21 protein-coding genes are annotated in these 25188 nt (G+C 45.9%); 7 read left to right on the top strand and 14 right to left on the bottom strand.

Annotated elements, in window-relative coordinates:
- Positions 1-32: 32 nt before the first annotated feature.
- From ACFFUV_RS11100 to ACFFUV_RS11075, 6 genes are all read right to left on the bottom strand, one after another.
- Entirely contained in the window at positions 33-1199 is a 1167-nt protein-coding gene (locus ACFFUV_RS11100; protein WP_390192484.1) for an oligogalacturonate lyase family protein, read from the bottom strand.
- Between the two features lie 67 nt (positions 1200-1266).
- The gene (locus tag ACFFUV_RS11095) at positions 1267-3033 is read right to left on the bottom strand and encodes a sodium:solute symporter family protein (RefSeq protein WP_390192481.1); all 1767 of its coding nucleotides are present in this window, start codon (positions 3031-3033) and stop codon (positions 1267-1269) included.
- A 231-nt stretch (positions 3034-3264) separates the two neighbouring features.
- Positions 3265-4719: a pectinesterase family protein gene (locus ACFFUV_RS11090; RefSeq protein WP_390192479.1), complete on the bottom strand. Its 1455-nt coding sequence runs from the start codon at positions 4717-4719 to the stop codon at positions 3265-3267.
- A gap of 160 nt (positions 4720-4879) precedes the next feature.
- Positions 4880-6535 (bottom strand): pectate lyase family protein, encoded by a 1656-nt coding sequence (locus ACFFUV_RS11085; RefSeq protein WP_390192476.1) that lies wholly within the window; start codon positions 6533-6535, stop codon positions 4880-4882.
- 88 nt (positions 6536-6623) lie between these two features.
- The gene (locus ACFFUV_RS11080) at positions 6624-8855 is read right to left on the bottom strand and encodes a right-handed parallel beta-helix repeat-containing protein (RefSeq protein WP_390192473.1); all 2232 of its coding nucleotides are present in this window, start codon (positions 8853-8855) and stop codon (positions 6624-6626) included.
- A gap of 82 nt (positions 8856-8937) precedes the next feature.
- Entirely contained in the window at positions 8938-9648 is a 711-nt protein-coding gene (locus ACFFUV_RS11075; protein ID WP_390192469.1) for an oligogalacturonate-specific porin KdgM family protein, read from the bottom strand.
- Between the two features lie 655 nt (positions 9649-10303).
- Here ACFFUV_RS11075 and ACFFUV_RS11070 point away from each other — a divergent pair.
- From ACFFUV_RS11070 to ACFFUV_RS11045, 6 genes are all read left to right on the top strand, one after another.
- Complete coding sequence (locus tag ACFFUV_RS11070) at positions 10304-11188, top strand: carbohydrate ABC transporter permease (protein WP_390192466.1); 885 nt, start codon at positions 10304-10306, stop codon at positions 11186-11188.
- 2 nt (positions 11189-11190) lie between these two features.
- A complete protein-coding gene (locus ACFFUV_RS11065; protein WP_390192463.1) occupies positions 11191-12102 on the top strand; it encodes a carbohydrate ABC transporter permease in 912 nt (303 codons plus the stop codon).
- 18 nt (positions 12103-12120) lie between these two features.
- On the top strand, positions 12121-13257 hold the full coding sequence (locus ACFFUV_RS11060) for an ABC transporter ATP-binding protein (protein WP_390192460.1): 1137 nt from the start codon (positions 12121-12123) through the stop codon (positions 13255-13257).
- A 16-nt stretch (positions 13258-13273) separates the two neighbouring features.
- Positions 13274-14566 (top strand): ABC transporter substrate-binding protein, encoded by a 1293-nt coding sequence (locus ACFFUV_RS11055; RefSeq protein WP_390192458.1) that lies wholly within the window; start codon positions 13274-13276, stop codon positions 14564-14566.
- A gap of 141 nt (positions 14567-14707) precedes the next feature.
- Entirely contained in the window at positions 14708-16363 is a 1656-nt protein-coding gene (locus tag ACFFUV_RS11050) for a pectate lyase (protein WP_390192455.1), read from the top strand.
- Positions 16364-16380: 17 nt separating this feature from the next.
- Complete coding sequence (locus ACFFUV_RS11045; protein WP_390192452.1) at positions 16381-17823, top strand: EmmdR/YeeO family multidrug/toxin efflux MATE transporter; 1443 nt, start codon at positions 16381-16383, stop codon at positions 17821-17823.
- 74 nt (positions 17824-17897) lie between these two features.
- Here the strand turns inward: ACFFUV_RS11045 and ACFFUV_RS11040 are convergent, their stop codons facing one another.
- The 8 genes from ACFFUV_RS11040 to kduD form a co-directional block, all read right to left on the bottom strand.
- A complete protein-coding gene (locus ACFFUV_RS11040; RefSeq protein WP_390192449.1) occupies positions 17898-18758 on the bottom strand; it encodes an endo alpha-1,4 polygalactosaminidase in 861 nt (286 codons plus the stop codon).
- A 225-nt stretch (positions 18759-18983) separates the two neighbouring features.
- On the bottom strand, positions 18984-19607 hold the full coding sequence (locus ACFFUV_RS11035) for a bifunctional 4-hydroxy-2-oxoglutarate aldolase/2-dehydro-3-deoxy-phosphogluconate aldolase (protein WP_390192446.1): 624 nt from the start codon (positions 19605-19607) through the stop codon (positions 18984-18986).
- Between the two features lie 10 nt (positions 19608-19617).
- Complete coding sequence (kdgK, locus tag ACFFUV_RS11030) at positions 19618-20547, bottom strand: 2-dehydro-3-deoxygluconokinase (protein WP_390192443.1); 930 nt, start codon at positions 20545-20547, stop codon at positions 19618-19620.
- Between the two features lie 140 nt (positions 20548-20687).
- Complete coding sequence (locus ACFFUV_RS11025; RefSeq protein WP_390192439.1) at positions 20688-21623, bottom strand: alpha/beta hydrolase; 936 nt, start codon at positions 21621-21623, stop codon at positions 20688-20690.
- 137 nt (positions 21624-21760) lie between these two features.
- Positions 21761-22396: an RpiB/LacA/LacB family sugar-phosphate isomerase gene (locus ACFFUV_RS11020; protein ID WP_390192437.1), complete on the bottom strand. Its 636-nt coding sequence runs from the start codon at positions 22394-22396 to the stop codon at positions 21761-21763.
- 51 nt (positions 22397-22447) lie between these two features.
- Complete coding sequence (locus ACFFUV_RS11015; RefSeq protein ID WP_390192433.1) at positions 22448-22771, bottom strand: cupin domain-containing protein; 324 nt, start codon at positions 22769-22771, stop codon at positions 22448-22450.
- A gap of 13 nt (positions 22772-22784) precedes the next feature.
- Positions 22785-23306, bottom strand: a complete 522-nt coding sequence (locus tag ACFFUV_RS11010) for a YgjV family protein (protein ID WP_390193283.1) — start codon at positions 23304-23306, stop codon at positions 22785-22787.
- Positions 23307-23349: 43 nt separating this feature from the next.
- Complete coding sequence (gene kduD, locus ACFFUV_RS11005) at positions 23350-24111, bottom strand: 2-dehydro-3-deoxy-D-gluconate 5-dehydrogenase KduD (RefSeq protein WP_390192430.1); 762 nt, start codon at positions 24109-24111, stop codon at positions 23350-23352.
- A gap of 252 nt (positions 24112-24363) precedes the next feature.
- On the opposite strand from kduD, the gene kdgR reads away from it, so the two are divergent.
- Positions 24364-25146 carry a DNA-binding transcriptional regulator KdgR gene (gene kdgR / locus ACFFUV_RS11000; protein ID WP_390192427.1) on the top strand — a complete coding sequence of 261 codons (783 nt, stop codon included), beginning with the start codon at positions 24364-24366 and terminating at the stop codon, positions 25144-25146.
- Positions 25147-25188 lie beyond the last annotated feature (42 nt).

The following is a 25188-nucleotide window of genomic DNA, read 5'->3' as shown; positions in this document are numbered from 1 at the left end:
GAGGGTTTTTGTGTTTATGCAGCAGATGAAAATTAGGCTTTAAATTCCGCCGGTAAGTCGGCAATGTATACCGCTGGTACACCTTCAAAGTCACTGGTAAATAAGACGCCGTCATCACCTGGAGTGAATGATGGGTGTGGATGCGTGATTTGACGGTCGCCATCAAGTACGTCCCAAGATGTGCTGTGTTTACACAGTTTCTTGGCACTTTTGGTTTGCGTGTTCAGTACATACAAGAATGGGTCATTTTCAATGTCGTAGCTTTCTGCATCCGCGACATCGACTGGCGCGTCACAACCGTCTCCGACCATCAGTGAGCCGTCAAAGTTACTCATAAGGTGAGAACAAGGTGGCATGACCATGACTTCTTCGTTCTCTAACGTTTCTGGGTTCGCTTTGTAGATCACGCGATCGGATTGACCTTTAAAGTAAGAAACGTAAGCCATTGCGCTGCCATCTGGAATCCAGAATTCGTGCGTGCAAGATTCACCTTCCGCATGCTCTTTGATCTTACGAACATTGCTACCATCTTCATCCACCAGCCACATGCGTGCGTCAACAAGGTCATGTGGGCCTTCGTGACAAAAACCAATGGTGCTGTCATCAAATGGGCGATAGATTGGGTGGCCAAGCCATGCTTTGTCTTGATGAACCACATCAAGTTTACCTGTTGCGATATCGACTTTGATAAGACGACAGGTTGGGTTGGTGTGGTAGAACTCTGCGAACTTCTCCCAAGAGGTGAGGGGAGCCCAGTCTGCTTTGAGAATTTCGATGCCAACAAGCTTGGTGCAGTCGGAGTTAGCAACCCAAGTGCCGTACCCTTTCCATTGCTCATCAACGGTATAAACCACGCGTTCTTCGAGTGATTCTAAGTCGACTTGCATAAGGTTGAGTTCATTTTTTACGTAGAAGAAGGATTGGTCATCGGTCGCAATGAAACCGCCGAAGGTGTTGTCACCAGAACCTTCTGTTAACTGAGTCGCTTTCTGGGTTGCGAGATCAACAAGGTAGTAGTTGCGATTGCCATCAAAGTCGCCCGCAAGTAGGAGCTTTTGTCCATCTTGAGTAAAGCATTTCTGGTAAAAGTAGTTACGATGACAAATCACATCTTTTGGTGTGATTCGAGTCACCTTCACTTGAGTATCGCTATCCACAAATGTTTCAAACTCAAGGTTGATAATATCGCCTTTCGCCATGGAAAATATCTCCTGTAAATAAAAAGAAGGCTGCTAACGGGGGTTAGCAGCCAATCATTAATTGTGTTTATCGAACCGTTGCGGTTTTGCTGCTTATCTCGTCGAGTTTGGCGCTGCGTTTTAATGCATAGCCAACTAGGAAGATGGCAGCGGCACAGCCGAGGAAGACCAGGCGTCCCCACATTGGGTTTGGAATCAGAACCATCAAAGTAAGGCCTGCTGCCATATACGTTACCAATGTACCCAATTTCGCGCGTTGCATACGGTCAACAATGTCTTGGCCTTCTTCTGCAACACATTCGGTGTCAACGTCTTTGAAGAACTCAAGAGTTTGCTGTTTGTACGTGTCTTTCTCTTCTTTGTAGAACAGCGTCGACAAGCAGAAGAAACCGGCGGTAAAGATTAAGTGTGCGGCGATGGTAATCATGGTACGCATTTCACCGGCTTCACGGCCTGTTAGGTTTTCAATACCGAACCAGCTTGCTACGTTTTGTGGAGTGAAGATTTCCACCACAGACCAAGAGACCAACATACCGAACACAACCGTTGCCCAAGGTGCCCATTTTGGTGTCTTACGAATCAAGATACCTAGGAATAGCGGCACTAGGATTGGTGATTGAAGCAGGGTCGCCACTTGCATCATCAAGTCAAACAAGCTTAGGTGCTTCAATGAATTGAAGAATTGTGCCATTAGGATAACGAGAATACCGTTAACTAGGCAGGCAATTTGGCCAGCGCGTAGTTGCTCTTTATCGGTCGCTTTGCCTTTGCGCATGATTGGCGCGTAGAAACTACGAACAAAGATACCCGAGTTACGGTTTAGCGCTGAGTCCATAGAAGACATGGTTGCCGCAAACAGACCCGCCATTAGCAGACCAACGGTACCGACAGGCATGGTTTCGCGAGCAAACACAAGATAAACCGCGTCACGCGCTTTCGCGCCAAGTGCTGGGTAAGCTTCTGCTGCATCTGGGTAAAGAATTGCTGATGCCCATGGTGGAATGAACCAAATCACTGCACCGACAACCATCATACCCAATGCTAATAGGGCAGCTTTGCTTGCGTTTTTAGAATCTTTTGCGTTAAGGAAACGGTAAGACTCCTGCATGTTGTTGATACTTTGTAGCTGCTTAACAATGAAGAAGATGAAAGTACAAACAATCAGTAGCGGGTAGTTCATATCAGGACCCATGATGAAACCACCAGGGAACTTGTCTACGATTTCGCTTGGGCCGCCGACAAAGTACAAGGCTACGCCTGCACATGCCACGGAAATAACAGCAACAACCAAAGTTTGAATAAAGTCAGAGGCTACTACACCCCATGCACCACTCAATAAAGAGATGATCAGCACGGCTGCGCCTGTGACATAAATGGTTGTGATGATGTCAGCGTTAAATACGGCAGAGGCGAAGACACCAAGACCGTTTAGCCAAACACCAGCGTTGATAACACTTAAAGGAATGATTACCCAAGTGAAGAACTGCTCGTTGTTGTTACCGAAACGACGTTTTACACCTTCTGTTGGTGTATCTACGCGCATTTGGCGGAAACGGCGAGCAAAATAGAAGTAGGCGAATACGTACGCCACCATGTTACCAACGAAGACCGCTAATACGGCAAAACCATCGTTGAATGCTTTACCTGCTGCACCTGTAAAGGTCCAAGCAGAAAATTGGGTCATAAAGGCCGTTGCCCCGACCATCCACCATAACATCTTACCGCCCCCGCGGAAGTAGTCACTGGTGCTATTGCTAGCCATCTTTTTGAATATCAAGCTAATTGCCACCATTAGGGCAAAGTAACCTGCAATGACAAGGTAATCATATTGCATAACGTCATCTCATAACTTAACTAAATTCGTCGCTGGCTATTCTCTACGAAAAAATTAAAAACTTATGTGATTAATATCAAAACGGTGGTTCACTTTTTGTTTTGATTCTATAAATGTGATACCACTCTCGTTAATGAAACTGGAGTTCAATTTTGCACTTTTTGATATTAAACGTTATGAATGAGACGCGAGCCGTTTATTCATCAAGTCTCAGCAATGATATGCGTATGCTTAGCAGATTTCACGCAATGCGTGAAACGTACTCTGGCGAATGTGACGCCAGTGTTGTTTTGAAAAAATTGGAACTGCTGGTGGTAGAGAAAGGTCTTGAGTTTGAGCCGATAAGGTTTGCTCGACCAACAATTGGCTTAGCAAACTGACATCAATCGTTGAATCGGCATGAGGCTCACTGACGATCAATGTTTTCAAACCAATAGTCGAAGATTGATGAGGCGTGACAATAACCAAAATCGGTAAGGTGAGCCCTTGAATGTTCACTTGAACTTGGCTCTGGGGAGCGGTGGCTATTCGCCGCGTATCGCCGCAGCGATCAATGAGTTCAATATCTGCTGAGCTGTTCAGCAAAGGATGAGCAATATGCAGGTTAACCAGCGTGTCATTTACGATCGAAATATCCGGCTGCCAGCCATCGAATATAGTAGTCAGTGTGTACTCACTAATATTTTCATCGCTCAGTTTGTATGGTGTTTTTGGCTGGCGCAGGTGACCTTTTTGCTGGTTTTGATACTCCCAGAAACGGGCGTCTTCGGGGAAAAACCACTGAGTCTCCCTGTCTATTGAGCGGCCGCCCATTTTTTCCCAGCCAGCGAGGTGGTCGTCAAATTCACAATGTAAATAGGCGCAATGGCCGATGGCGTTAGGGTCTGCATAAAAGCCATCATTAAACTGGGTGGTGGGATGCCAAGGCCGACCGAGTGCATAGCTTTGAGCGGGAACATTGGCTTCCTTGGTAAACTGGCAAAATTCAAATACCAACCCAAATGGCTGCGAGATATGCGTACATGGCGCAGCAATAAAGCCCATTGGTTCATCATCTGGTGCATCGAGGCGCTGACGAGCGCGAACTTCACAATGGTGAAATAGCGCGCAGCCACCACCAAAAATAAAATCAACATGTCCGGTAATTAGGCAGTGGTCGAAATAGCTTCTTCCCGCACTGACATATAAAGTGTCGTGATAGCTATCGAGGCTCACATCTTTAAACTGCGCGCGATCGCCATGCTTGCCGATCAGCAGTGCGACAGCTTGTGTGTGTTTAAGCTTAGTGGGATCTGAGTCGGATTTTTTTGCGTTGGCGATATAATCAAATCGGTTTTGAATGGTTAGCGAGGTCGCGCGAAACCCCACACTATCTACATTCACTGTGCGGCTGCCATAGGTGCCGGGAATTTTTCCGTCTTGACGGATATGTCCGTTGGCACAGCCTCCAGAGATGATGGTATGTTGCCGGCTTTCTCCGAGGAGGTGAACATTCGGACGAGTGATATGGAGCCGCTCCGAATAGACGCCATTTTTTAGAAAGATAACGTAGTCACTGTCATCTTGTGGTGCGGCGTTAAGGGCGTCTTGGATGGTTGTAAAATCACCGCTTCCGTTGCCGTCAACCATGACATCAAAAAGCGTCCAAGTTGGGGGCGAAGAGGCAAAATGTCGTTGAATTGTCATCGCTATAAGTGATTTTAAAATAATGAACCATTGTTTTATTTTATATTTTTTTATTTGAAAAACTGTGATGTTTCTAAGGTTTATTATGTCTTCTAATTCAGGCTAATAAAAAAAGAGCCTCAGTGAGGCTCTTAGGTTGCATGAAGAATGAAGAGAATGGTTATTGCGCTAATTTGCCTGAACCCGCGTTGGTTTTTACGTGTTCGCTTAAACGTGCAGTCGGTTTGAGTAAGTAACTGTAGTTTTTACTCGGTAGCCAATAGCTTTGATCCGAGTTGGGATCAAGGATAGTGAGTGGCGCATTGCTGCTGCTTTTGGCGGCTTTTTTGCTTGCTACTGGAATCAGGTCGACCTCTGTTCCGTTAAGCACATTATTGTGTGCAAAATAGTAAGAACCACATTCGGCTTCGCTCCAACCTTGGGCCATACATTTATCTTTGTTTTTCTGTTTAGAACTAAAGCCAATCAGTTTATTGATGATGTCTTTCTGTTTGCCCGGAACATTAAAGACGTTGTTTTCAGCAAAGATTTTACCGGCTGTGCCGACCATCATCGCATCTCCCAAACGATATTTTGGATAGGGGGATTTGCGGTAATCGACATCATAAACATTGTTATAAACATGCACACGACCAAAACGCACACGTGGCATACGCTGGCCTGTGGTCTCGTAGTAGTTGTCATGCATCGTCACATCCAGCGCCGAAGGGCCGTAACCGGTCAATTTATTCGCAGAATCTGAACCACCAATCAACCCCACTTTATCGTGATGTTTGAAATGATTATTGGAAACGGTAACGTTACTTGATGCGCCAACGATGTCGAGCAGTGCATCATGATGCTGCACTTTTTGCGTCTTTTCGTTGTATGGCGCTTCCCAAACTGGTGGGAATTTATCGTCGGTTCGTTCGCCGTCACTAAAGCTGTTGTGATCGATCCAAACTTGCTGAGCATTTTCGACCGTGATGTTGTCGTATTCCGAATTCCAACGCCCACCACGTAGACTGCAGCCGGTCGGATTTTTAGTGTCATCAACATAGACGTCGCTGCAGTTGCCTTGACCAAACTGTTTTTTATCGACTTTAAAGGAATCACGAGGTCCCCAGCCAGGGAAATCATCAAACGCGTCGGTGAAGCGAATATTGCGAATGACAATGTTTTCAGCTTTGAAGTTATACGGTCTCTCTTTATTGGCAGCGCGATCAAAGCGCAGTTGCCCGAGTCTGAGTTGACCATGTTTAATCTCTGCATCACTACCAAGGCCTATCAGTGATGTATTCGAGCCTACACGTAGGACGATATGTTGGCTCTGCTTTTTACTAAAGCATTGACGTAAAGACTCCAGCTCACCACTGAGTTCTGGTGGGCGCCCGTTGACCAAGGATTGTTTATTCCACTGCTGTGGTGTGTAGGTCTTCAAGTACTTGGCAAAGAATTGATCATAGCTTGTGAACGTATTGCCACTGCACATTGCCATATAATGTTCGGGTTTGATCGGGTTGCCGTTTTCATCGGCATTAAGATCAATACTGCCTTTGATATAGATGATCTTTTTTTGATGAGAAGGCTCAACCCATTCACCACTTGGCAAAATGGTTGGTTGACCATCATAAAGAGCATCGATCAACTGCTGACGGTTAGTCACAGTGTAAGTGTGTTTCGCCGGAGCACCGCATCCGCCAGTCGCGCCTTCTGCCCAACCCGTGGCACCCAGTGAAGACGGAGAGGAGTCGGTTTGACTATTGCAGGCGTTGTCAGCCGCCATTGCCGGAAAGGCCATCATTAAGGACAGAGAAAGGTAAGAGAGTTTTTTCATACGTTTAACCTAATGAAGTTATTATTATTGAGTGGTTGTTGAATGAGTAAAAATAAGGCTTAGCATGTTGCTAAGCCTTAGAGTGTGATCAGTTTTGGCTGATCAATGTTTTTAAATTCTTCACTTCGCTTTGGCCAGGTACTGCCTCATTGGCTGAGATCTTCGCGGCTTGCTTCAGTTCAAGTAATTTCGCTGAGTCAACCACTTGGCCTTGCTCGTTCACGGTTTGACCATCTTCGATCAGGTAGTTGTCTTTCTCGACATCGGCGTTGACGACATCACTGTAGTGACTGTCGACGTAGAAGCGATAAGAGCGGTTACCGGTGAATGTGCCTTGTTTGACTTTCTCGGTGTATGGGCTCTTACGCAGTAGGAAGTTAAAGCGGGTGTTATCAATCGACACGTTATTCTCGAGCGTTAATGCGCCAGGGTTAAAGTTATCGGTAAAGCCGTCCATGTTATTTTGGAACGCTAAGCTGTTTTTAACCACGTGAGCCACAGGCAAACCTTCGCCACCCAGTTTAAAGCCATTACCCCGTGTTCCGCCTTTCTCCTGCACTGTCAGGGTTTGACCATTTTTGTAAGAGATCGAATCGAGAATGGTCACGGCACCGTTGGCACCATCTTCGACTTTATTGAAAAGATCCCAACCATCATCAATATTGTGGTGTGACACGCAGCGAATGAAGGTATTGCCGTCACCAATACGCATTTTCGCGGCAAACCCATCAGCGTTAATTTGCGACTCATCCATGTTGTTGTAGCTTTCACTGTCTTCTACCACGTTATAGCTTGCCCATAGTGCGCGGCCAATACCGGATTTAGACGTGATTTGGAAGCCTGTGTCAGGGGCATCATGTGTCAACATATGTTGGAAGTGATTGTGGCTGCCGTGAACAATATAACGCGCGCCATCGACTTCAATGTTAGATACATTCCAGTAGCTGGCTTCGTGCATCACATCACCAGTGAAACGCACGCCATCTTTGGCAACCAGATTCTTGGCTTTCTCTGGTGTACCGCTGGCGGTGACGGGCAGGGTGATGTCTGCGTAAGTGCCAGGCTCAAGCGTAATCGTGCCACCTGGAGCTACCAGTTCAACGGCCGTCGCGAGATCCAAGCGTCCGTTATTGCCTGCCGGGTTAACCGTGATGTTCATTGGGTCGGCCAATGTGACTTTTTCGACCGTTTGAGTATAAGTTTTTGGTGTTAAGTCAGGACCTTCTACCGGCGTGTAGGTAACATCAAACTGGGCTTGATTGGCCTTCAAGGTTGACTGATAGCTAAACATATCGCCTGCGGTGACTGGGCGGTTATCGACCAGAGACTGACCATTTTGTGACACGCTAAACGTTCCCGAGTAGTTAGCGCGAGATTGCAAGGTATAGTTGGCAATCGCGGTTTTATCCGGAGACGCTTGTTGTAAAACCACATCTTCTAGTTGCGCTTTGTACAGCGGCGCGTCTTCGGTGTTGGCTTCACTGAGGGCAATCTGCACATCACTGACGGTGATTTTGGCATTACGCGATGCAAAGAAACCAACATATTGGTAGTTCGGATCTTGAACTTCAACGATATTGGCATGTGCGCCTTTCAGCTCTTCAGTTTTCTGCTGCTCTCCGTTGTCATAGCTGACGATATACCCGCTATCGGTGCGAGTGAGCGACATTTTATAAGGTTTATCGCTACCAAATGGCACGCCTTTAATGAACTCATCACGGCTCATGCGATTGCCGCCCGTGCCCCAAGGTTCGTAAATCCCTTCGCGGAAGTTGGCGTTAATGTTGACCAAACCATTGGTGGCTTTTTTATTGGCGCGTAATACGTTCATGACCATATTAGACGCCGCTGGAAACTCTTCTAGACCCTCTGGTTGTGGGTTGAGGCGAGGCTCGCCAATGATGTCGCGCACCATGATGCCCGCGCCTTCTTGACGGTTAGGTTTGGAACCGGTTTCAGGTCCGAGCTGATCTAAAGTAATGGTCGCCGAAATCGTAAAGTTCACATCGGTAGGTAGCTTGGTGTAATAGAAGGTAACCCCTTCGTGAGAGTTAGCTAACTTACCGCCACGGCTTTCAACCGTAAATGAATCAGCTAACGGGCCTGGCTTTGCAGGTTGACCATTCACCAACACTTCGTTGGTACCGACTTTCTCTGGCAAAATGGTTGAGCCAAAGTTTAAATCGGTAGACTGGCCAAAGGTAATGGCTTGCCAAGTAAGCTGACTGGCGTCGAGAGAGGTGGTGTTTGATGCGTCATTTGCGCAAGCAGAAAGAAGCAGTGCCGATGAGACACAAATTGCAATAGGCGTTTTTTTCATTATTTAGATCCTCGAATAGGCCTATTGGGAAGCAGTGGATACCTCTCCCAATAAGCCTGTTTGCGTAGTTTAAATCGTGTACTTAGAAGCTATATTTCATACCTACACGGTAACGAGGACGCCAAGTATCATTTTCATCGCTGTTTTCTTTATTGGTTGGAGTTACACCAAATTCAGCAAATGGTGCCCAGCCGTTACCCCATTTGTATTCCGCTTTAAAGTTAATTTCTGTAAAGCCGTCGCTATCACCCTTCCATACGTCAGAACCTTCTTGTTTCCAGGTATAGTCAGTTGACGCGCCGAATTTCCAATCTTCAATGCCGCTGTAGCCTAGGCCAACCGTCCAACGGTTGTAGTGTGAGTTATCATCACCGCCATTTTTGATTTCATAGTGGTAACGATGACGGAATGACGTTGACCAGTCGTCGTTGATTTTGTAGCCCAATGTTAGGTTGAACTGGTGAGCGTGTTTATTATCGCCAGTTTCCCATTTGTATTGAGGCGTTAGTGAGAATTTGTCATCTAACTTCATGCGGTAGCTGATGTTCGCTTGGTTACCCGCATCAACAAATTGGTCAAAATCAAAGAAGCCATCACCACTTTTATATTTAGCTTCTACTTCAAAACCCACACCGTTTTTAAAACGATGGCTAACCGCGATACGGTCTTTGTGTGCCTGGTCTTGACCTTCGAATTCAGGTTTCCATTCGTGACGCATGTTAATCGAAACCGCGTGAGCTGCTGTACTGGTTAACGCGAGTAGTATGGCAGAGGTAAGTAATTTAGTTTTCATATCGAAACACCGTTTTGTTATTGTCATGTTCGAAGCTAATTTATGCGTTATACGTGTCTTGTTGAAGTCACATTTGGCGAAATCGTGATCTGTAAAACGGTGTTTCAATAAAAAGGTGGTGATTATTGTGATCTTATTAATAGTTTAGTGATTGGCAATGTTTATAGAGATAATCGAGCGGCTCTAAATAATTTGATTTAGATCAATTAGACTAAAGTTGAATATATTATAGGAATTTATGTTTTTATTTATTTTGATAGTTAAAATATTTATAAAATCATACTTATGCATTAATAAATCAGCAAGTTAAAACTTTCCTACATGCCAATTCATAAGTTCTTACCTTTACTTTTATCCCCTTAATAAATGCGATCTTACGCACATTTCTATTTTTACTTTTTATTTTATTAAATAATTTTTCACTGTGAAATTAATCAATAATTATTGGCTGAATTTATTTTAAATTTTCAAATTGAAACTGCATTTCACATTTTTTATGTTTTTATTGATAAAAAAATATTCAAGATCACATTTATGCAATTATCAGCTGGAGCGATTTATTTAAACGAGTTTAATAAAAGGGCAAGTCGGGCAGGGGGTTCCTTGGGATTGTTTCTAACCTACCGACAAGAATCTAAATATAGAGGACGAGAAAATGTATGAAAATCGTAAGCTTGGATTAGCTTATCTAACACCATTCATCATCGGGATGATCGTGTTTACAGCTTTTCCATTCGTATCGTCATTCTTAATGAGCTTTACCGATTATGATCTGATGACTTCGCCAGAATTCGTCGGCATCGAAAACTATCGGTACATGCTTGCTGAGGATGATATTTTTTGGAAGTCAATGAGCGTTACATTCTTGTACGTTTTCTTGACCATTCCAGTCAAACTGGCGTTTGCTCTGTTTATCGCCTTTATCCTTAACTTTAAGTTAAAGGGTATTGGGTTCTTCAGAACGGCCTACTATATCCCTTCTATTCTCGGTAGTAGTATCGCTATCGCAGTATTGTGGCGTGCTTTGTTCGCGATTGATGGGGTATTAAACGGCGCGCTTGGTTTTATCGGTATCGATCCGATCAACTGGTTAGGTGAGCCATCTTTTGCGCTCTTCTCTATTACGCTTCTACGTGCGTGGCAGTTTGGTTCAGCGATGGTTATCTTCCTAGCTGCGCTACAAAATGTGCCTCAATCACAATACGAAGCGGCCATGATCGATGGCGCAAGTAAATGGCAAATGTTCATGAAAGTGACGGTGCCACTGATTACGCCAGTTATCTTCTTTAACTTCATCATGCAAACAACGCAGGCGTTCCAAGAATTTACTGCCCCTTACGTCATTACGGGCGGCGGTCCGATGAAATCAACCTATCTGATTTCACTCTACATCTATGAAACGGCGTTTAAATTCTTCGATATGGGTTATGCAAGTACTCTAGCATGGGCACTGTTCATCGTGGTTGCCATCTTTACATCGATCACGTTCCGTTCCTCGAAGTACTGGGTGTTCTACTCAGGTGATAAGGGAGGCAAATAATCATGTCTAGTACTATGACAGCTCACAACAAAAGCACGGCAGCAAACGAGAGCAATCTTGAAAACGAACGCACCTTGCGTCGTGAAAAAATCAACGCATTTATTCGTTATACCGTGCTTATTATCGTCGGCAGCTTGATGCTCTATCCACTGATTTGGATGTTCTCAGCAGCGATGAAACCCAACCACGAGATCTTCTCTTCACTGAGTTTGATCCCAAGTGAATGGAGTTTAGAAGGCTTTATTAACGGTTGGAAAACCGGTACTGAATTTACCTTTGGTCACTACATCTACAACACCTTTGCTTATGTATTGCCAAAAGTTATCTTGACGGTTATCTCGTCAACCATCGTTGCGTACGGTTTCGCTCGCTTCGATATTCCGTGGAAACCATTTTGGTTTGCTCTACTGATTGCAACCATTCTACTTCCACAATCTGTATTGCTTATTCCGCAATACCTAATGTTCCGTGAAATGGGAATGCTAGATAGCTACTTACCACTGTACTTACCGATGGCATTTGCGACACAAGGGTTCTTCGTGTTCATGCTGATTCAGTTCCTACGTGGTGTCCCAACAGACATGGAAGAGGCAGCAATGATTGATGGCTGTAACTCATTCCAAGTTCTATGGCATGTAGTGGTTCCAGTGATTCGTCCTGCGATTATTTCGGTTGCTCTGTTCCAGTTCATGTGGTCAGTCAACGACTTCCTAGGCCCTCTAATCTATGTGTCTAGTGTTGAGAAATATCCAATCGCTCTCGCTCTGAAAATGTCTATCGACGTTACAGAGGGTGCGAAGTGGAACGAAATCCTAGCAATGGCTTCTATTGCCATCATCCCTTCAATCATCGTGTTCTTTATGTCACAGAAATACTTTGTTGAAGGCGTTACCAGCAGCGGTATTAAAGGTTAATTTTTTGGAGTAAGTAAAATGGCTGAAGTTAAATTCAATAAGCTAGAGAAAATCTATTCAAACGGTTTCAAAGCGGTACACGGTATCGACCTCACTATCCAAGACGGTGAATTCTTGGTGATTGTTGGCCCATCGGGCTGTGCAAAATCGACCACGCTACGTATGTTAGCCGGTCTGGAAAACATCTCTGGTGGTGAAATCACCATCGGTGGCAAAGTGGTGAATAACCTGGCGCCAAAAGATCGTGGTATTGCCATGGTGTTCCAAAACTACGCCTTGTATCCACACATGACTGTTGCGGAAAACTTGGCATTTGGTCTGAAACTGCAAAAGCTACCAAAAACGGAAATCGACCAACGCGTAAACGAAGCCGCGAAAATCCTAGAGATTGAAGAGCTTCTTGACCGTCTACCTCGTCAGTTGTCAGGTGGTCAGGCGCAGCGTGTTGCCGTAGGCCGCGCGATTGTTAAGAAACCAGAAGTGTTCTTGTTCGATGAGCCTTTATCGAACTTGGATGCCAAGCTCCGTGCTTCGATGCGTGTCCGTATTTCTGACTTGCACCGTCACCTTAAAGAAGAAAACAGCCCTGCGACAGCGGTTTATGTTACTCACGACCAAACCGAAGCCATGACCATGGGTGACCGTATCTGTGTGATGAAGCTCGGTGAAATCATGCAGGTGGATACGCCAGATAGCCTCTACGACAACCCGGTTAATATGTTCGTTGCTGGCTTTATCGGTGCACCTGAAATGAACATGATTGATGCGCAAGTGAGCGAGCGAGATGACGGCATGTACGTCACTATTGGTGGTCAAGAGCTGCGTCTGTCTGAAGATAAAGCCGCGAACGTTCGCCAAAACAGCTTTACCAAAGCCGTATTTGGTATTCGTCCTGACAACATCACCTTATCGCTTTCTGATGACCCTGCGGCACAAACGATTGTCGGTGATGTCATCCGTATGGAGAACATGGGACACGAAGTGTTTGTTTACTTCGGTGTCGGTGACAAAGAGTTTACTGCGCGTGTGCCAATTGATGACGTTCGCCAAAAACTCAACATGAAATTGCAAAAGGATGTGAAGTTTGTTGTTGAAATGAGCAAAGCGCACATCTTCGATAAAGAAACTGAGAAAAATATTTCTCTAAAACTATAAATCTGGAGACTGATCCATGAATAAAAAGGTACTGACTACAATTATCTCTGCCGCCATTGCCGCTACTTCTATGACTTCTATGTCAGCATTTGCTGACACAGAACTCCGTATGTCTTGGTGGGGAGGTAACTCTCGTCACCAAGCGACGTTGAATGCGCTTGAGAAATTCCAAGAGAAATATCCGGATATTAAAGTAAAAGCTGAATATACCGGTTGGGATGGCCACTTATCACGTTTGACCACGCAGGTGGCAGGTAATACTGAACCTGATGTGATGCAAACCAACTGGAACTGGTTACCGATTTTCTCTCGTGACGGCATGGGTTTCTACGACATGAGCCAACAGGCGGACGCGCTGAATATCAGCAACTTCCCTGATAACGCCATCGGCATGACAACAGTAAACGGTAAAATTAACGGTCTTCCAGTCAGTATGACGTCGCGCGTGTTCTACTACAACAAGGACATGTGGGAGAAAGCAGGGGTTGCATACCCAACCAACTGGAAAGATTTGATGGCTGCGGGTAAAGCGTTTGAGAAAAACCTCGGCGCAGACCACTACCCATTAGTTATTGAAGCGCGTGACGTGTTTGCGATGAACCGTTCATTCATGCTTCAAACCATGGGTAAAGACATCATTAACCATGACACGAACATGCTGAACTACGATCAAGCAGAGATGGAAAAATTCTTCCAACTGTATGCAGATCAAGTGGCATCACACGTATTCCCATCAACCAAAGAATTTGCTTCTTACGGTAAAGGTAACCTTTACGAGATGCGTCCTTGGATCGACGGTCGCTTCGGTGGCTTGTACATGTGGGATACTGCGATTGCTAAATACACAGCCAACCTAGATCCATCTATGTCTCTAGAGCTTGGTCCATACCCAATGGCGCCAGGTGCGACAGATTCAGGTCTATTGGCTCGTCCTTCAATGATGTTCTCTATCGGTCGTAATACAGACCATCCAGAAGAAGCAGCGAAACTGGTTAACTTCCTACTCAATGATCCTGATGGTATCCATGCGCTTGGTCTTGCTCGTGGTATTCCAATGAGTAAAGAAGGCTTGGAAGTACTGAAAGAATCTGGCGAAGTGGATCCAAACAGCTTGTCTTTCCAAGGTTACGAGCAAGCGAAAGAGCTTCCTAAAGTGATTGCCCCAACAACTTACACGGATAACGCACAGTTGATGGAGCTATTTAGCGAAAACATGCAAAAACTGGATTACGGTGAAACAGACGTATCAGGTGCAGCGAAAGACTTCCTACGCCGTGGTAACCGTATCCTTAAACGCATTGCGAAATAATTCATTTCGTTAGTGTTAACAAAGCACCCCTCACGGGGTGCTTTACGCGTTTATGGTGAACAGCAAATCACGCTCAGTTTATGAGGTTATTTGCTGTTGATCATACGTTCGACTCCCCCTATCTGTTATTGGAGAATTATTATGTCTGCAACGCGAACGTCCCTACTTCCGACTTTGACTGCGTTTTATCAGCGTGCGATTGAACTGGGTCAGTCGTCCTCTAGCCCGATGCTGGCAGATGGTATTGATGCCCAAACATTAACTCCCATTGAGTGGACCTATCCCGATGGTAAGCAAGTGCCGATGAGCAACTTTGCTAGCCAGCAGAACTTAATGCGTGGCCTTGTTGCGTTATCCATGATTACTGGTGACAACGACTATTTTCATCAAGCTCAAAGTACCACCGCCTATGTGTTAGATAATTTTGCTGACCATAACAGCGGGTTACTGCAATGGGGCGGTCACCGCTTTATTCACCTTGAAACCGGCAGTATTGAAGGGCCGGCAAGTAAAGAGTGCGTACATGAGTTAAAACACCACTTCCCATTTTATGATTTGCTTCATCAAATGCGCCCAGAGGTAACAGAAAAATATTTGAAAGGCTTTTGGGCGGCGCACGTAAAAGATTGGCAGAAACTCGATTTAAGTCGCCATGGTGAATATGGGGAAACCTTTCCAGAAGCGCTATTTCAACATTACACGCCGACACCGGTCGTTGACCCTGCGAAGTGGCCTAATTTGCCTGAAACGGTTGGCTTAACGTTTGTGAACGCTTCGACCGATCTTATTTATGCGGCGTGTCACTATTACCGTTACACAGGGGATGAAGACGCGCTAAAATGGGCTAAGCACCTGTATCATCAGTTTGTGTTAGCAAGACACCCGAAAACCGGCATGCCGGTTTACCAGTTTTCTTCGCCGCTGCAGCGCGAACCGATTCCAGAGGATGATCGCCTGACTTATTCTTGGTTTGGTGACCGAGCGAAACGTCAATTTGGCCCTGAGTTTGGTGATGTCGCGCGTGAAGCGAACGTGCTATTTCGTGGCTGCTGGCCAGTGGTGGTGGACAACCCTCTGGCGATGTTGGAATGCGTAAAAAAACTGGATGACCCAGAGTGGCTTGGTTGGGTTGTCGATGGCATCAAAGCATACTTCACGCACGCTTGGGATGAAGAGACCAACCAAACGATTCCAATGTGGAATAGCGGTGAAGACATGACGGGCTATTGCTTTAAGCGTGATGGCTACTACGGTGACAAAGGAACCACCCTTGCCAGACAACCAGCGAATCCGGCCTATCTATTGACCTTAATTCGCGCTTCAATGGTGAGCGAGGATTTAGAGCTTCACCAACTGACTGCGCGCATGTTTAAACGTTTTGGCCTAGGCGAACTCGATCCGGCAACCTTAGCGCCGCTCTCGGTGGCCTCTGATACCGAGTTGCGCTCTGCTTATTTGGTGTTTGCACTGCTTGAACTTCACGCTCAGCATGGAAATGACGCCTTACTGGCTTTAGCGGATCGTGTCGGTGCGAACCTCATGGCTGACCATTACGATACGCAAAGTGGGCTATTTGTCACCACGATGGAAAACAAAAAGTCACGACTTGATGATCCTGTACCGTATGCGCTGCTGGCGATTGAAGCTGCTTATGCTGGCGTTTACGATCAAATACCTGTCGCATTATCAACGGGCGGTTATTTACATGGAGAGCAATTGATCAATGGAGAGATCAAAACCGTTTATGATCGCGATGTTATCTATCGCCAACCTCACGTAGAGATGGCGATGTCTTAAATTGCGAGGTAACCAAGGTGGGGAAACTTTCTGTTCCTGACCAACCCGGCGATGACGTCGCTAAGCCTAAACCAAGGCTACGTTATCGCCATCGAGTATTATTAAAACGCCAAGTGTGGCCATTTGCATGGCCGATTTTGGTGGAATTATCTTGTGTGGTACTGATGGGAATTATCAGTACCGTTCTCGTCAGCCGCCTAGGAGCCCAACAAACTGCGGCGGTTGGGATCACCGATGGTGTTACCTGGATCATCATTTCTGTACTCACCGCCACCGCCCTTGGTGGTTCTGTGGTTATTGCTCAAGCGTTTGGTAAAATTGATCGTAAAAAGGCACTTGATAGCGCTGGGCAAGTGATGAAACTGGCGCTCGCGGTGGCGCTGATCTCATTATTGATCGTTCAACTTTTCGCGCATCTCATTTTGACGGTGATCGCTTACGGCGCGGAGCCTGAAGTGGTCGAGATGAGTGAGATGTACCTTAAGCTGGTGGCGTGCAGTTATCCGGCACTTGCCATTACCTTAGCGGGGAGTGGTGTGCTACGCGCGGTGGGGAATTCAAGGTTGCCAGCGCTGAGCAATATTTTAATGAATGTGCTTAATATTGTATTCAGCTATCCACTGATTTATGGCACGGCGGATTTTGGTGGCAGTTGGCAGGGGCTCGGGCTGTTTGGCTCTGGGTTAGGGGTTGCTTTAGCACGTTGGGCTGGCGCGGTGATGATTGTGTTTTGCTTAGTGCGTAATTCCACCTTGTCAGTGGGCCGTGCTCAATATTTCAGCCGTTTTGACCGTGAAACATTGATGGATATTTTGAGTGTTGGTATTCCCGCCAGTGTCGAATCACTGATGTTTAATCTCGGGAAACTGATTACGCAAATTATGGTTGCGGGGATGGGGACTGTAGCCATGGCCGGGAATGTTGTGACCTTTTCAATCGTACTCATGCTCAATATCCCCGGAAATACTCTGGCCATGACCTCGACGATTTTAATTGGTAAACGCTTAGGCCAAGATAAGCCCAAAGCGGCTTATCAGGAGATGCGCTTGATCTTCTGGGCTGCAACACTACTGTTGATGATTCTTTCTGTGGCGTTTGTGATTGGCGCTGAGCCTCTAGCTCGCTTGTATACCAAGGATGATGCGGTTATTGAGGTCGTGAAAAACCTGATTTATCTCAATGCGATAATGATTCCGGTCTGGGCTGCGTCGTTTGTGCTGCCTGCGGCATTTAAAGGCGCCAAAGATGCGCAGTTTACGATGTGGATAGCGATCGCCAGTATGTGGGGTTGCCGTGTTGTGCTTGGTTATTTTCTTGGGATTACGCTGGATATGAATGTGTATGGTATTTGGCTTGGCATGTTTGCTGACTGGTGGATTCGCGGCGCGATCTTCTTCTATCGTATGATTCATCTGCGATGGTTAGATGTTTATTTTCGCAAAAAGTCGGCAGGGAAGTGACGGTAATGTCTGGTGCCGCGGGTCAATCAAAACGCCGGGATGATTATCACCGGCGTTTTTGCCTTGATTAACGGTCAGTCTGATTCGTTTAAGCAGCTGTAGCGAAAGCGGTCATCAAGATCTAATGGCAAGATTAACGTACTGAATTTGCGCTGATTAGCATCGTCACACAATGCATTGCGTGAGCTTGTACTGTCGACGTAGGTGGATTCATATTCGGCGTTAAACACCGCTTTATCGGCCTCGATAAAAGGCGCTAGATAGCCACATTCATTGTATTCAAAGCACTGTTCGTTAACGGCGAAATCAAAATACTCTACTAAATCGGTGATTTGGTCCAAATCATTTTTTAGCCCAACGGCCAAACCAAGTTGATGTGCGGTATTGGCAATGTAACGGTTGAACATTAGCTGATCGTGGTAGCTGAGATTAAACCCTGAGTTATTGGTATAACCATCGACGTTATCTGGTTCAACACCGTCACAGCCTTTACGCTGTGCCAGCTCAAGGCGTGCGTGCATGATCTGTCGAACCGACTCGGCGCTGATGTCTAACCAGCGTTCATCTTCCCAGCCATCGAGGGTGTCGCCCAATACGCTGTCTGCAAAAGATGCTGCATCTTCACGCCAATCCTCAAAAGAACCGGCTGAGAAGTAACAAATTACTTTGTGACCATCGGCTTGTAGCGCTTTGATATCAGTGGAACTGGTATCAAAAAGATCGATGTCGTAGACCGCGACCTCATAGCTTGAATTCAGGGTGTCTTTGAGTTGCCACTGCCATGTCGTTTGACTAGCGGGTTGATACCAATTACCGCCCGTGATCGGCGTTAATATTTCAAACTGGCTTGCTGAACCTTGGCTATCGCTTCCACAGCCCATAAGCAGTAAAAGACTGAGCAGGCTGGCGCCGACTGTGAACTTATGTGTATGCATAAGTGGATATGGAATGGTTAATGGTAGAGCTGTTCAGTGTTATCGACTCTCAATGAGAAAGCAATGGCTTAAGGGGATTCAAGTGATAAGATTGGAAGCGGAGTGCAATAACGGAAGATGTTGAGTTAGCTTGCGAGCAACGAAGGCAAAAAAAAAGCGCCTGATCGGGTCAGACGCTGGCAAAATAAAGCCATCAAAATAGGACTTTAATAATCAAGTCAGGGGTTACTTGATAATATTGGCGACTTCGCGAACAAGGGCTGCTAATTCATCCCATTTTTCGCCGTCAATTAGGTCATTTGGCACCATCCAAGTACCGCCACAAGCGAGTACGGCAGGGATGCTCAGGTAATCTTTTACGTTTTTCGGGTTAACACCACCGGTAGGCATAAAGCTTACTGGATAAACCGCGGTGAGTGCTTTCAGCATACCAACGCCACCAGAGGGTTCCGCTGGGAAGAACTTCAAGGTTTTTAAACCCATTTCCATGGCTTGTTCAACCAAGCTTGGGCTGTTGACGCCAGGGACGATGGTAACGTTACTCTGCTGGCAGTATTTGACGGTTGTTGGGTTGAAGCCAGGGCTAACAATGAAGTCAACGCCAGCATCAATGGCTGCATCTACCTGCGCTGCACTAAGAACCGTTCCTGCGCCAATCAGCATTTCAGGATACGCTTCGCGCATATTGGCGATAGCTTGCGCTGCATCGTCTGTACGGAAAGTCACTTCTGCGCAAGGCAGGCCATTTTCGATCAGTACTTGTGCCAGTTTGACCGCTTTGCCTGCGTCTTTAATGGCGATAACGGGTACCACTTTAATTTCTTGTAGCTGTTGCTCTAGAGTTTTCATTGTTGTCTCCTTAAATGCTTGGCATCACGTCGCTCGGAATGATTGCGCCGCGATGTTTAATAACGGTACCGGCAACACTATGACCTGCTGCAGCTGATTGTGCAGGGCTGCCACCCAAAATACGTTTTGCAAGGTAACCTGCACTGAACGAGTCGCCTGCTGCTGTGGTATCGACAATGTCGGTCACAGGTGTTGGGGCCACTTCGACGCGCTGATCATTTTCAATCACAATGCACGCATCGCCACCTCGTTTAATCACAATCTCTGAAACGCCGAACTGATGAGTACGAGCGATGCATTGTTCAACATCGGTGTCGCCCCACAACATCTCTTCATCGTCGTAAGTAAGAAAGGCCATGTCGGTGATCGCCAGCACTTGTTGATACCAATGCTGAGCTTGTTCAGCACTTTGCCAAAGCGCCGGGCGATAGTTGTTGTCAAAGGCGATTTTAACCCCATCTTGGCGGCATAAAGTAAGACACTCGATCAGTTTTTCACGGCAATCATCAGGTAGAATCGCTAGGCTAATCCCGCTTAAATAGACGAGGCCGTGTTGCGATAATTTCTTGGCCACATCGACAGGGTTGGTATCACGCAGCCAGTATTTCGCTGCGGAGTCATTACGCCAGTAGAAGAAGCTACGCTCTCCATCGTCTGCCGTTTCAATGGCATAAATACCAGGCAGTTTGTCGGTTGAGAGATAAACCATATCGGTATTGATAGCTTCAGATTGCCATGCACTGAGCATATCGGCACTGAATGGATCGTGTCCTAAACCAGTCACATAAGAGGTGGTGACACCTTGTGCTTTGGTTAAGCGTGATAGATAAATCGCGGTATTGAGCGTGTCACCGCCAAAACCTTGCTCAACTTGTCCGTTGACCTTTTTAAGCTCAACCATGCATTCGCCAATGATGGCCACTTGACCGATAGGGTTCATAAAACCTCCTGAAAATAACTGTCGCTATTATCCTCCCGACAAAACTTCAAATCAATAAAAATAAAACGATGGTTTAAAGTTTGTGATTCTGATCTGTATGTTATTACGCAAGTGATTGAGCATGACTTGAATGAGCGACTTTATTTTTGGTCAGTGACGTCTGATAAATCAAACTGTTGGCACATCCACTGATGGAATAATTGCGGCCATTGACGCGCGGGGAGATCGGCGACTTTACGAATGCCAAACCCATGCCCACCTTGTTCGAATAAATGCATTTCGACTGGAATACGGTGTTGGATTAAAGCACGCCACATCAAGATGCTGTTTTCCGCATTCACCACATCGTCATCACTGGCGTGCATGAGGAAGCAGCTTGGCATCTCGGCGTGAACATTGCGCTCGATTGAATAGGTCTTGAGTTGTTCGTCACTCGGCGCTGCCCCCATCAACTGCGTGAAAGACCCTTTGTGTGTTTCATCCTGCGCCATGGTGATCACTGGGTACATGAGCGCAGCGAAGTCAGGGCGGGGGTCGTAGTGGTCGATATCATCGCTGGGCGGGGTAATCTCGGTGTTATAGCGGGTTGCGAGCTGACCCGCTAGGTGACCACCGGCTGAAAAACCCATAACGCCAACGTGTGTGAGCTGCCACTGCTTGGCATGATGTCTTACCCAGCGAATCGCTCGCTGCGCATCCGCCAGAGAGGTTTCTGCGCCATACTCATGACCTTCTCCCGGCATACGGTAAGTGCTCACAAACACCGTATAGCCTTTTGAGGCAAGTAACGTAGCAACCTCACACCCTTCGTTATCCATCGCGATGCGTTGGTAACCGCCGCCGGGGAAAATAACCACGCCAATACCGTTACTGACCTGCGGGTGATAAACCATACACTCTGGGTTGTGGACGCCACACACAATGCGATCGTGATAGTGTTGGGTATTGGGACTACGCTCGGTCAAGGTCGGGGCGATGTTCCCTTCAGGTTGCGGAGTGGACCACAAAGGGTATACCGGACAAGGCTGTTCAAATTGAGTCAGAGAACGTAGTGCGATAGGAGTTAGATTTGTCATGGTTATTATCTCAACGCATTAAAATGAAAACAGTGGCTTTTGATTATGCGCCTTACAATATAAAAAAAGCCAGCCTGATTAGGGCTGGCAAAAGATTCACTTATTCCCGATAAGATAATCTAAGATGAGCAACAAACTTATTTCAGTAGGCTGTTAACGTATTCAGCGATTTCTGGAACTTGGCAGTTTGCGAAGAAACACTCTTGGAAACGAGCGCCGCCAACAGCGGTTTTAACCAGTTCTTGATCGATTGAACGTAGGCCTTCAATAACGTCTTTAGATACCGCTGCTTTCACGTCGTTTAGGATAGCTGCGTTGGCTTGTTGAGGCGCTGCGCGTTCAATTGGATAACCTTCGCCACGAGCACCGGTAAATGCTTTTTCGAAGATGTAACGAACGTTCAGTTCACCCGCCCAGCCAAAGCCTTTTGCAAACGCAAGAGCGATAGCGTTACCGTTATTGATTTGGTTGAATAGGAAAGCATCAGATGGCTCTAGGCAGTAACCACAAACAACACCAGGGTGCATGTTGCTTGACATAAGAGCGCCTTGACCAGTACCACAGCCAGTCACGACGAAATCAACTGCTTTAGAGTTAAGTAGGATGCTCGCCATGATGCCTAGATGGATGTAAGTGAGGTGGTGGTCGTTTTCATCACTCATACCGACGTTAAATACATCGTGACCAAGACCACCAGCAACGTTGTTGAGTTCAGCAGCAACCATTGCGTTTTTGCCAGCTTGGCTGTTTTCCATCATTAAAGCGATTTTCATAATTTGTTCTCCTGCGGCCTTACCGCGTGATATTCAGATAATTCGGGTGGTTTATTCAACGAAGTCTTTACGCATTGGCGTGAAGTTGTCTAGCAATACACCTTTCTCTAGGCACACACAGCCGTGCATAACGTTTGGCTCTTTGTAGAGCGCATCGCCCGCTTTGACGATTTTCTTTTCGTCACCAATGGTGAACTCAAACTCACCAGATAAAACGTAGGTTAGTTGTTCGTGTGGATGGTTGTGCATCGGGCCGATTGCACCTTTTTCGAAATGCACTTCTACCGACATGATATTGTCACTGTATGCCATGATTTTTCGTGACACGCCATCGCCGAGATCTTCTAGTTTCACGTCTTGATTAAAAACAAACATGATGTCCCCTTGTTTACATTGCTTGGGTTGGACATGTGCTTTTCTTTTTGTCTTTTAGGAGACGATAAATCGTCATGCAATTTACGCTGAGTAACGTCATTTCCAACATAGTTCCGCCGATAGAGCCGACAATAATGTTGTTAATCAGCCAGCAAATTGCGCCAATCAGAAAGGCCACACGCATAGCAATACCTTGCAGCATAAATACCGCATAGGTGCCGATTACTGTGCCAAAAATTGGCCACATATCCCACCAGTTATCCGCCAATTTCAGCCCTAGGCCCAAACCTAAGACGATAAACAAACCAGCGACGTACTTTGAGGAAGTATAAATTGAGCTTCCAGTACGAAACGCCGACAACGCCGCGCTCAGCGCAGACGTCATCGAACCAAGTAAAAAATAATGCAGTAGGTGATTGAGATTAAAAATCAACATAATGACTTTTAACTTGCGGTCGTCCTTCTGATAGAAGGTCGATACACCTAAACCAAAGCTAACAAAGCCTAAGGCCTGTGCGATAAACGTGATGTCTATATCCACTTCGGTTATGCCTGCATTTGTTGGTTAAAACCTAGGATTAGCGTGCTAACCAACCGCCGTCAACCGCGATGGTGTAACCACTGATGTAGTCAGACGCTGGAGACGCTAGGAACACACATGGACCGGCTAGGTCAGATGGTAGACCCCAACGACCTGCTGGAATACGGTCTAGGATTTCTTTGCTACGCTCTTCGTCTGCACGAAGTGCCGCAGTGTTGTTGGTTGCCATGTAACCAGGGGCAATCGCGTTAACGTTGATGTTGTGAGATGCCCATTCGTTTGCCATTAGACGTGTCACGCCCATTACACCGCTCTTAGATGCTGTGTAAGAAGGCACGCGGATACCGCCTTGGAAAGAAAGCATTGACGCAACGTTGATGATTTTACCGCCAGTACCTTGAGACATGAATTGCTTAGCAACGGCTTGAGACATAAAGAACACAGACTTGATGTTGATGTTCATAACATCATCCCAATCTTGCTCTGAGAATTCGATTGCGTCGTTACGACGGATGATACCTGCATTGTTAACTAGGATATCAACTTTACCTAGCTCGCTAACGGCGCGGTCAACAATTGAAGGGATATCATCTAATTTCATTAGGTTAGCGCGAACGTCAACGAATTTACGGCCAGTTTCTGCCATTTTTTCGATGGTTTCAGTTGGCTCAACAATGTTAACACCAACAATGTCACAACCTGCTGCAGCAAGGCCCAATGCCATGCCTTGACCTAAACCAGTGTCACAACCAGTGACGATTGCAACTTTGCCTTCTAGGTTGAATGAATCAAGAATCATATCTATTTCCTCAGTGGTATCTAGCGTAGTGAATCAGGAGTCGTCTGATCACCTGTTGAAACCCACATTACATAAAAAGAAATTGGGTTGCAATTTTTTTTGAAACGCCTTTTCATAAAAGATGATGAAGATCTGAATTTTCACGCAAACTGTGCTTGGTTCTAAAATTTTGAAATGCCTTTTTTAAATAACTGGCTCTGTGACTTTGGTTCGCTATAATGAGCAAAAATAAATAAAGAAGGTTGATACTTAATGCAGAAATCGACGCAACCAGAGGCCGTCTCATCGGTACTTAAAGTGTTTAATATTCTTCAGGCACTGGGCGAACAAAAAGAAATTGGGGTGTCTGAATTATCCCAGCGCTTAATGATGTCTAAAGCAACGACGTACCGTTTTCTTCAAACAATGAAGACGCTTGGTTACGTTTCTCAAGAAGGGGAAGCGGATAAATACTCCCTGACTTTGCGCTTATTTGAGCTCGGTTCTAAATCGCTAGAGTATGTGGATCTTATCTCTATTGCTGATAAAGAAATGCGCTATATATCAGAAAAAACCAATGAGGCATTGCACTTAGGTGCGCTTGATGAAAATGCCTTTATCTATATTCACAAAATTGATTCGGGTTATAACTTGCGCATGCAATCGCGTATTGGCCGTCGTAATCCGCTGTACAGTACTGGTATTGGTAAAGTGCTGCTTTCAGGGCGTGATGAAGCGTATACTCGTGAAGCCTTGAAAGATGTAGAGTTCATCAAACACACTGATAAGACTCTAGAAAATGTCGATCAATTACTGGCTGAACTTGAGCATGTACGTGAAGTCCATTATGCCGAAGATAACGAAGAGCAAGAGCCTGGCCTACGTTGTATTGCAGCCCCTGTGTATGACCGTTTTGGTAATATTATCGCTGGCTTGTCGATCTCTTTTCCGACCATTCGTTTCGATCAAAAACGCATGTCTTACTATGTTGGCTTACTGCAAACCGCATGTAAGAACATTTCAAAAGAGCTTGGTTATCACAACTATCCGGCATAAAAACTGGCTTAATAAGAAGCAGCCTGCGTGGCTGCTTTTTTT

The organism is Vibrio olivae (assembly GCF_042428525.1).
GTDB lineage: Bacteria > Pseudomonadota > Gammaproteobacteria > Enterobacterales > Vibrionaceae > Vibrio > Vibrio olivae.
The sequence above is the reverse complement of the archived record's forward strand: the minus strand, read 5'-3'. Positions and strand labels throughout refer to the sequence as shown.

Bases quoted from the DNA above. Each gene is read 5' to 3' on its own strand.
- ACFFUV_RS11085 (WP_390192476.1), bottom strand. From the start codon at position 6,535: ATGAAAAAACTCTCTTACCTTTCTCTGTCCTTAATGATGGCCTTTCCG.
- ACFFUV_RS11025 (WP_390192439.1), bottom strand. From the start codon at position 21,623: ATGACAAATCTAACTCCTATCGCACTACGTTCTCTGACTCAATTTGAA.
- ACFFUV_RS11060 (WP_390192460.1), top strand. From the start codon at position 12,121: ATGGCTGAAGTTAAATTCAATAAGCTAGAGAAAATCTATTCAAACGGT.
- ACFFUV_RS11015 (WP_390192433.1), bottom strand. From the start codon at position 22,771: ATGTTTGTTTTTAATCAAGACGTGAAACTAGAAGATCTCGGCGATGGC.
- kdgR (WP_390192427.1), top strand. From the start codon at position 24,364: ATGCAGAAATCGACGCAACCAGAGGCCGTCTCATCGGTACTTAAAGTG.
- ACFFUV_RS11035 (WP_390192446.1), bottom strand. From the start codon at position 19,607: ATGAAAACTCTAGAGCAACAGCTACAAGAAATTAAAGTGGTACCCGTT.
- ACFFUV_RS11100 (WP_390192484.1), bottom strand. From the start codon at position 1,199: ATGGCGAAAGGCGATATTATCAACCTTGAGTTTGAAACATTTGTGGAT.
- ACFFUV_RS11020 (WP_390192437.1), bottom strand. From the start codon at position 22,396: ATGAAAATCGCTTTAATGATGGAAAACAGCCAAGCTGGCAAAAACGCA.
- ACFFUV_RS11095 (WP_390192481.1), bottom strand. From the start codon at position 3,033: ATGCAATATGATTACCTTGTCATTGCAGGTTACTTTGCCCTAATGGTG.
- ACFFUV_RS11070 (WP_390192466.1), top strand. From the start codon at position 10,304: ATGTATGAAAATCGTAAGCTTGGATTAGCTTATCTAACACCATTCATC.
- kdgK (WP_390192443.1), bottom strand. From the start codon at position 20,547: ATGAACCCTATCGGTCAAGTGGCCATCATTGGCGAATGCATGGTTGAG.
- ACFFUV_RS11075 (WP_390192469.1), bottom strand. From the start codon at position 9,648: ATGAAAACTAAATTACTTACCTCTGCCATACTACTCGCGTTAACCAGT.
- ACFFUV_RS11055 (WP_390192458.1), top strand. From the start codon at position 13,274: ATGAATAAAAAGGTACTGACTACAATTATCTCTGCCGCCATTGCCGCT.
- ACFFUV_RS11080 (WP_390192473.1), bottom strand. From the start codon at position 8,855: ATGAAAAAAACGCCTATTGCAATTTGTGTCTCATCGGCACTGCTTCTT.
- ACFFUV_RS11065 (WP_390192463.1), top strand. From the start codon at position 11,191: ATGTCTAGTACTATGACAGCTCACAACAAAAGCACGGCAGCAAACGAG.
- ACFFUV_RS11090 (WP_390192479.1), bottom strand. From the start codon at position 4,719: ATGACAATTCAACGACATTTTGCCTCTTCGCCCCCAACTTGGACGCTT.
- ACFFUV_RS11040 (WP_390192449.1), bottom strand. From the start codon at position 18,758: ATGCATACACATAAGTTCACAGTCGGCGCCAGCCTGCTCAGTCTTTTA.
- kduD (WP_390192430.1), bottom strand. From the start codon at position 24,111: ATGATTCTTGATTCATTCAACCTAGAAGGCAAAGTTGCAATCGTCACT.
- ACFFUV_RS11050 (WP_390192455.1), top strand. From the start codon at position 14,708: ATGTCTGCAACGCGAACGTCCCTACTTCCGACTTTGACTGCGTTTTAT.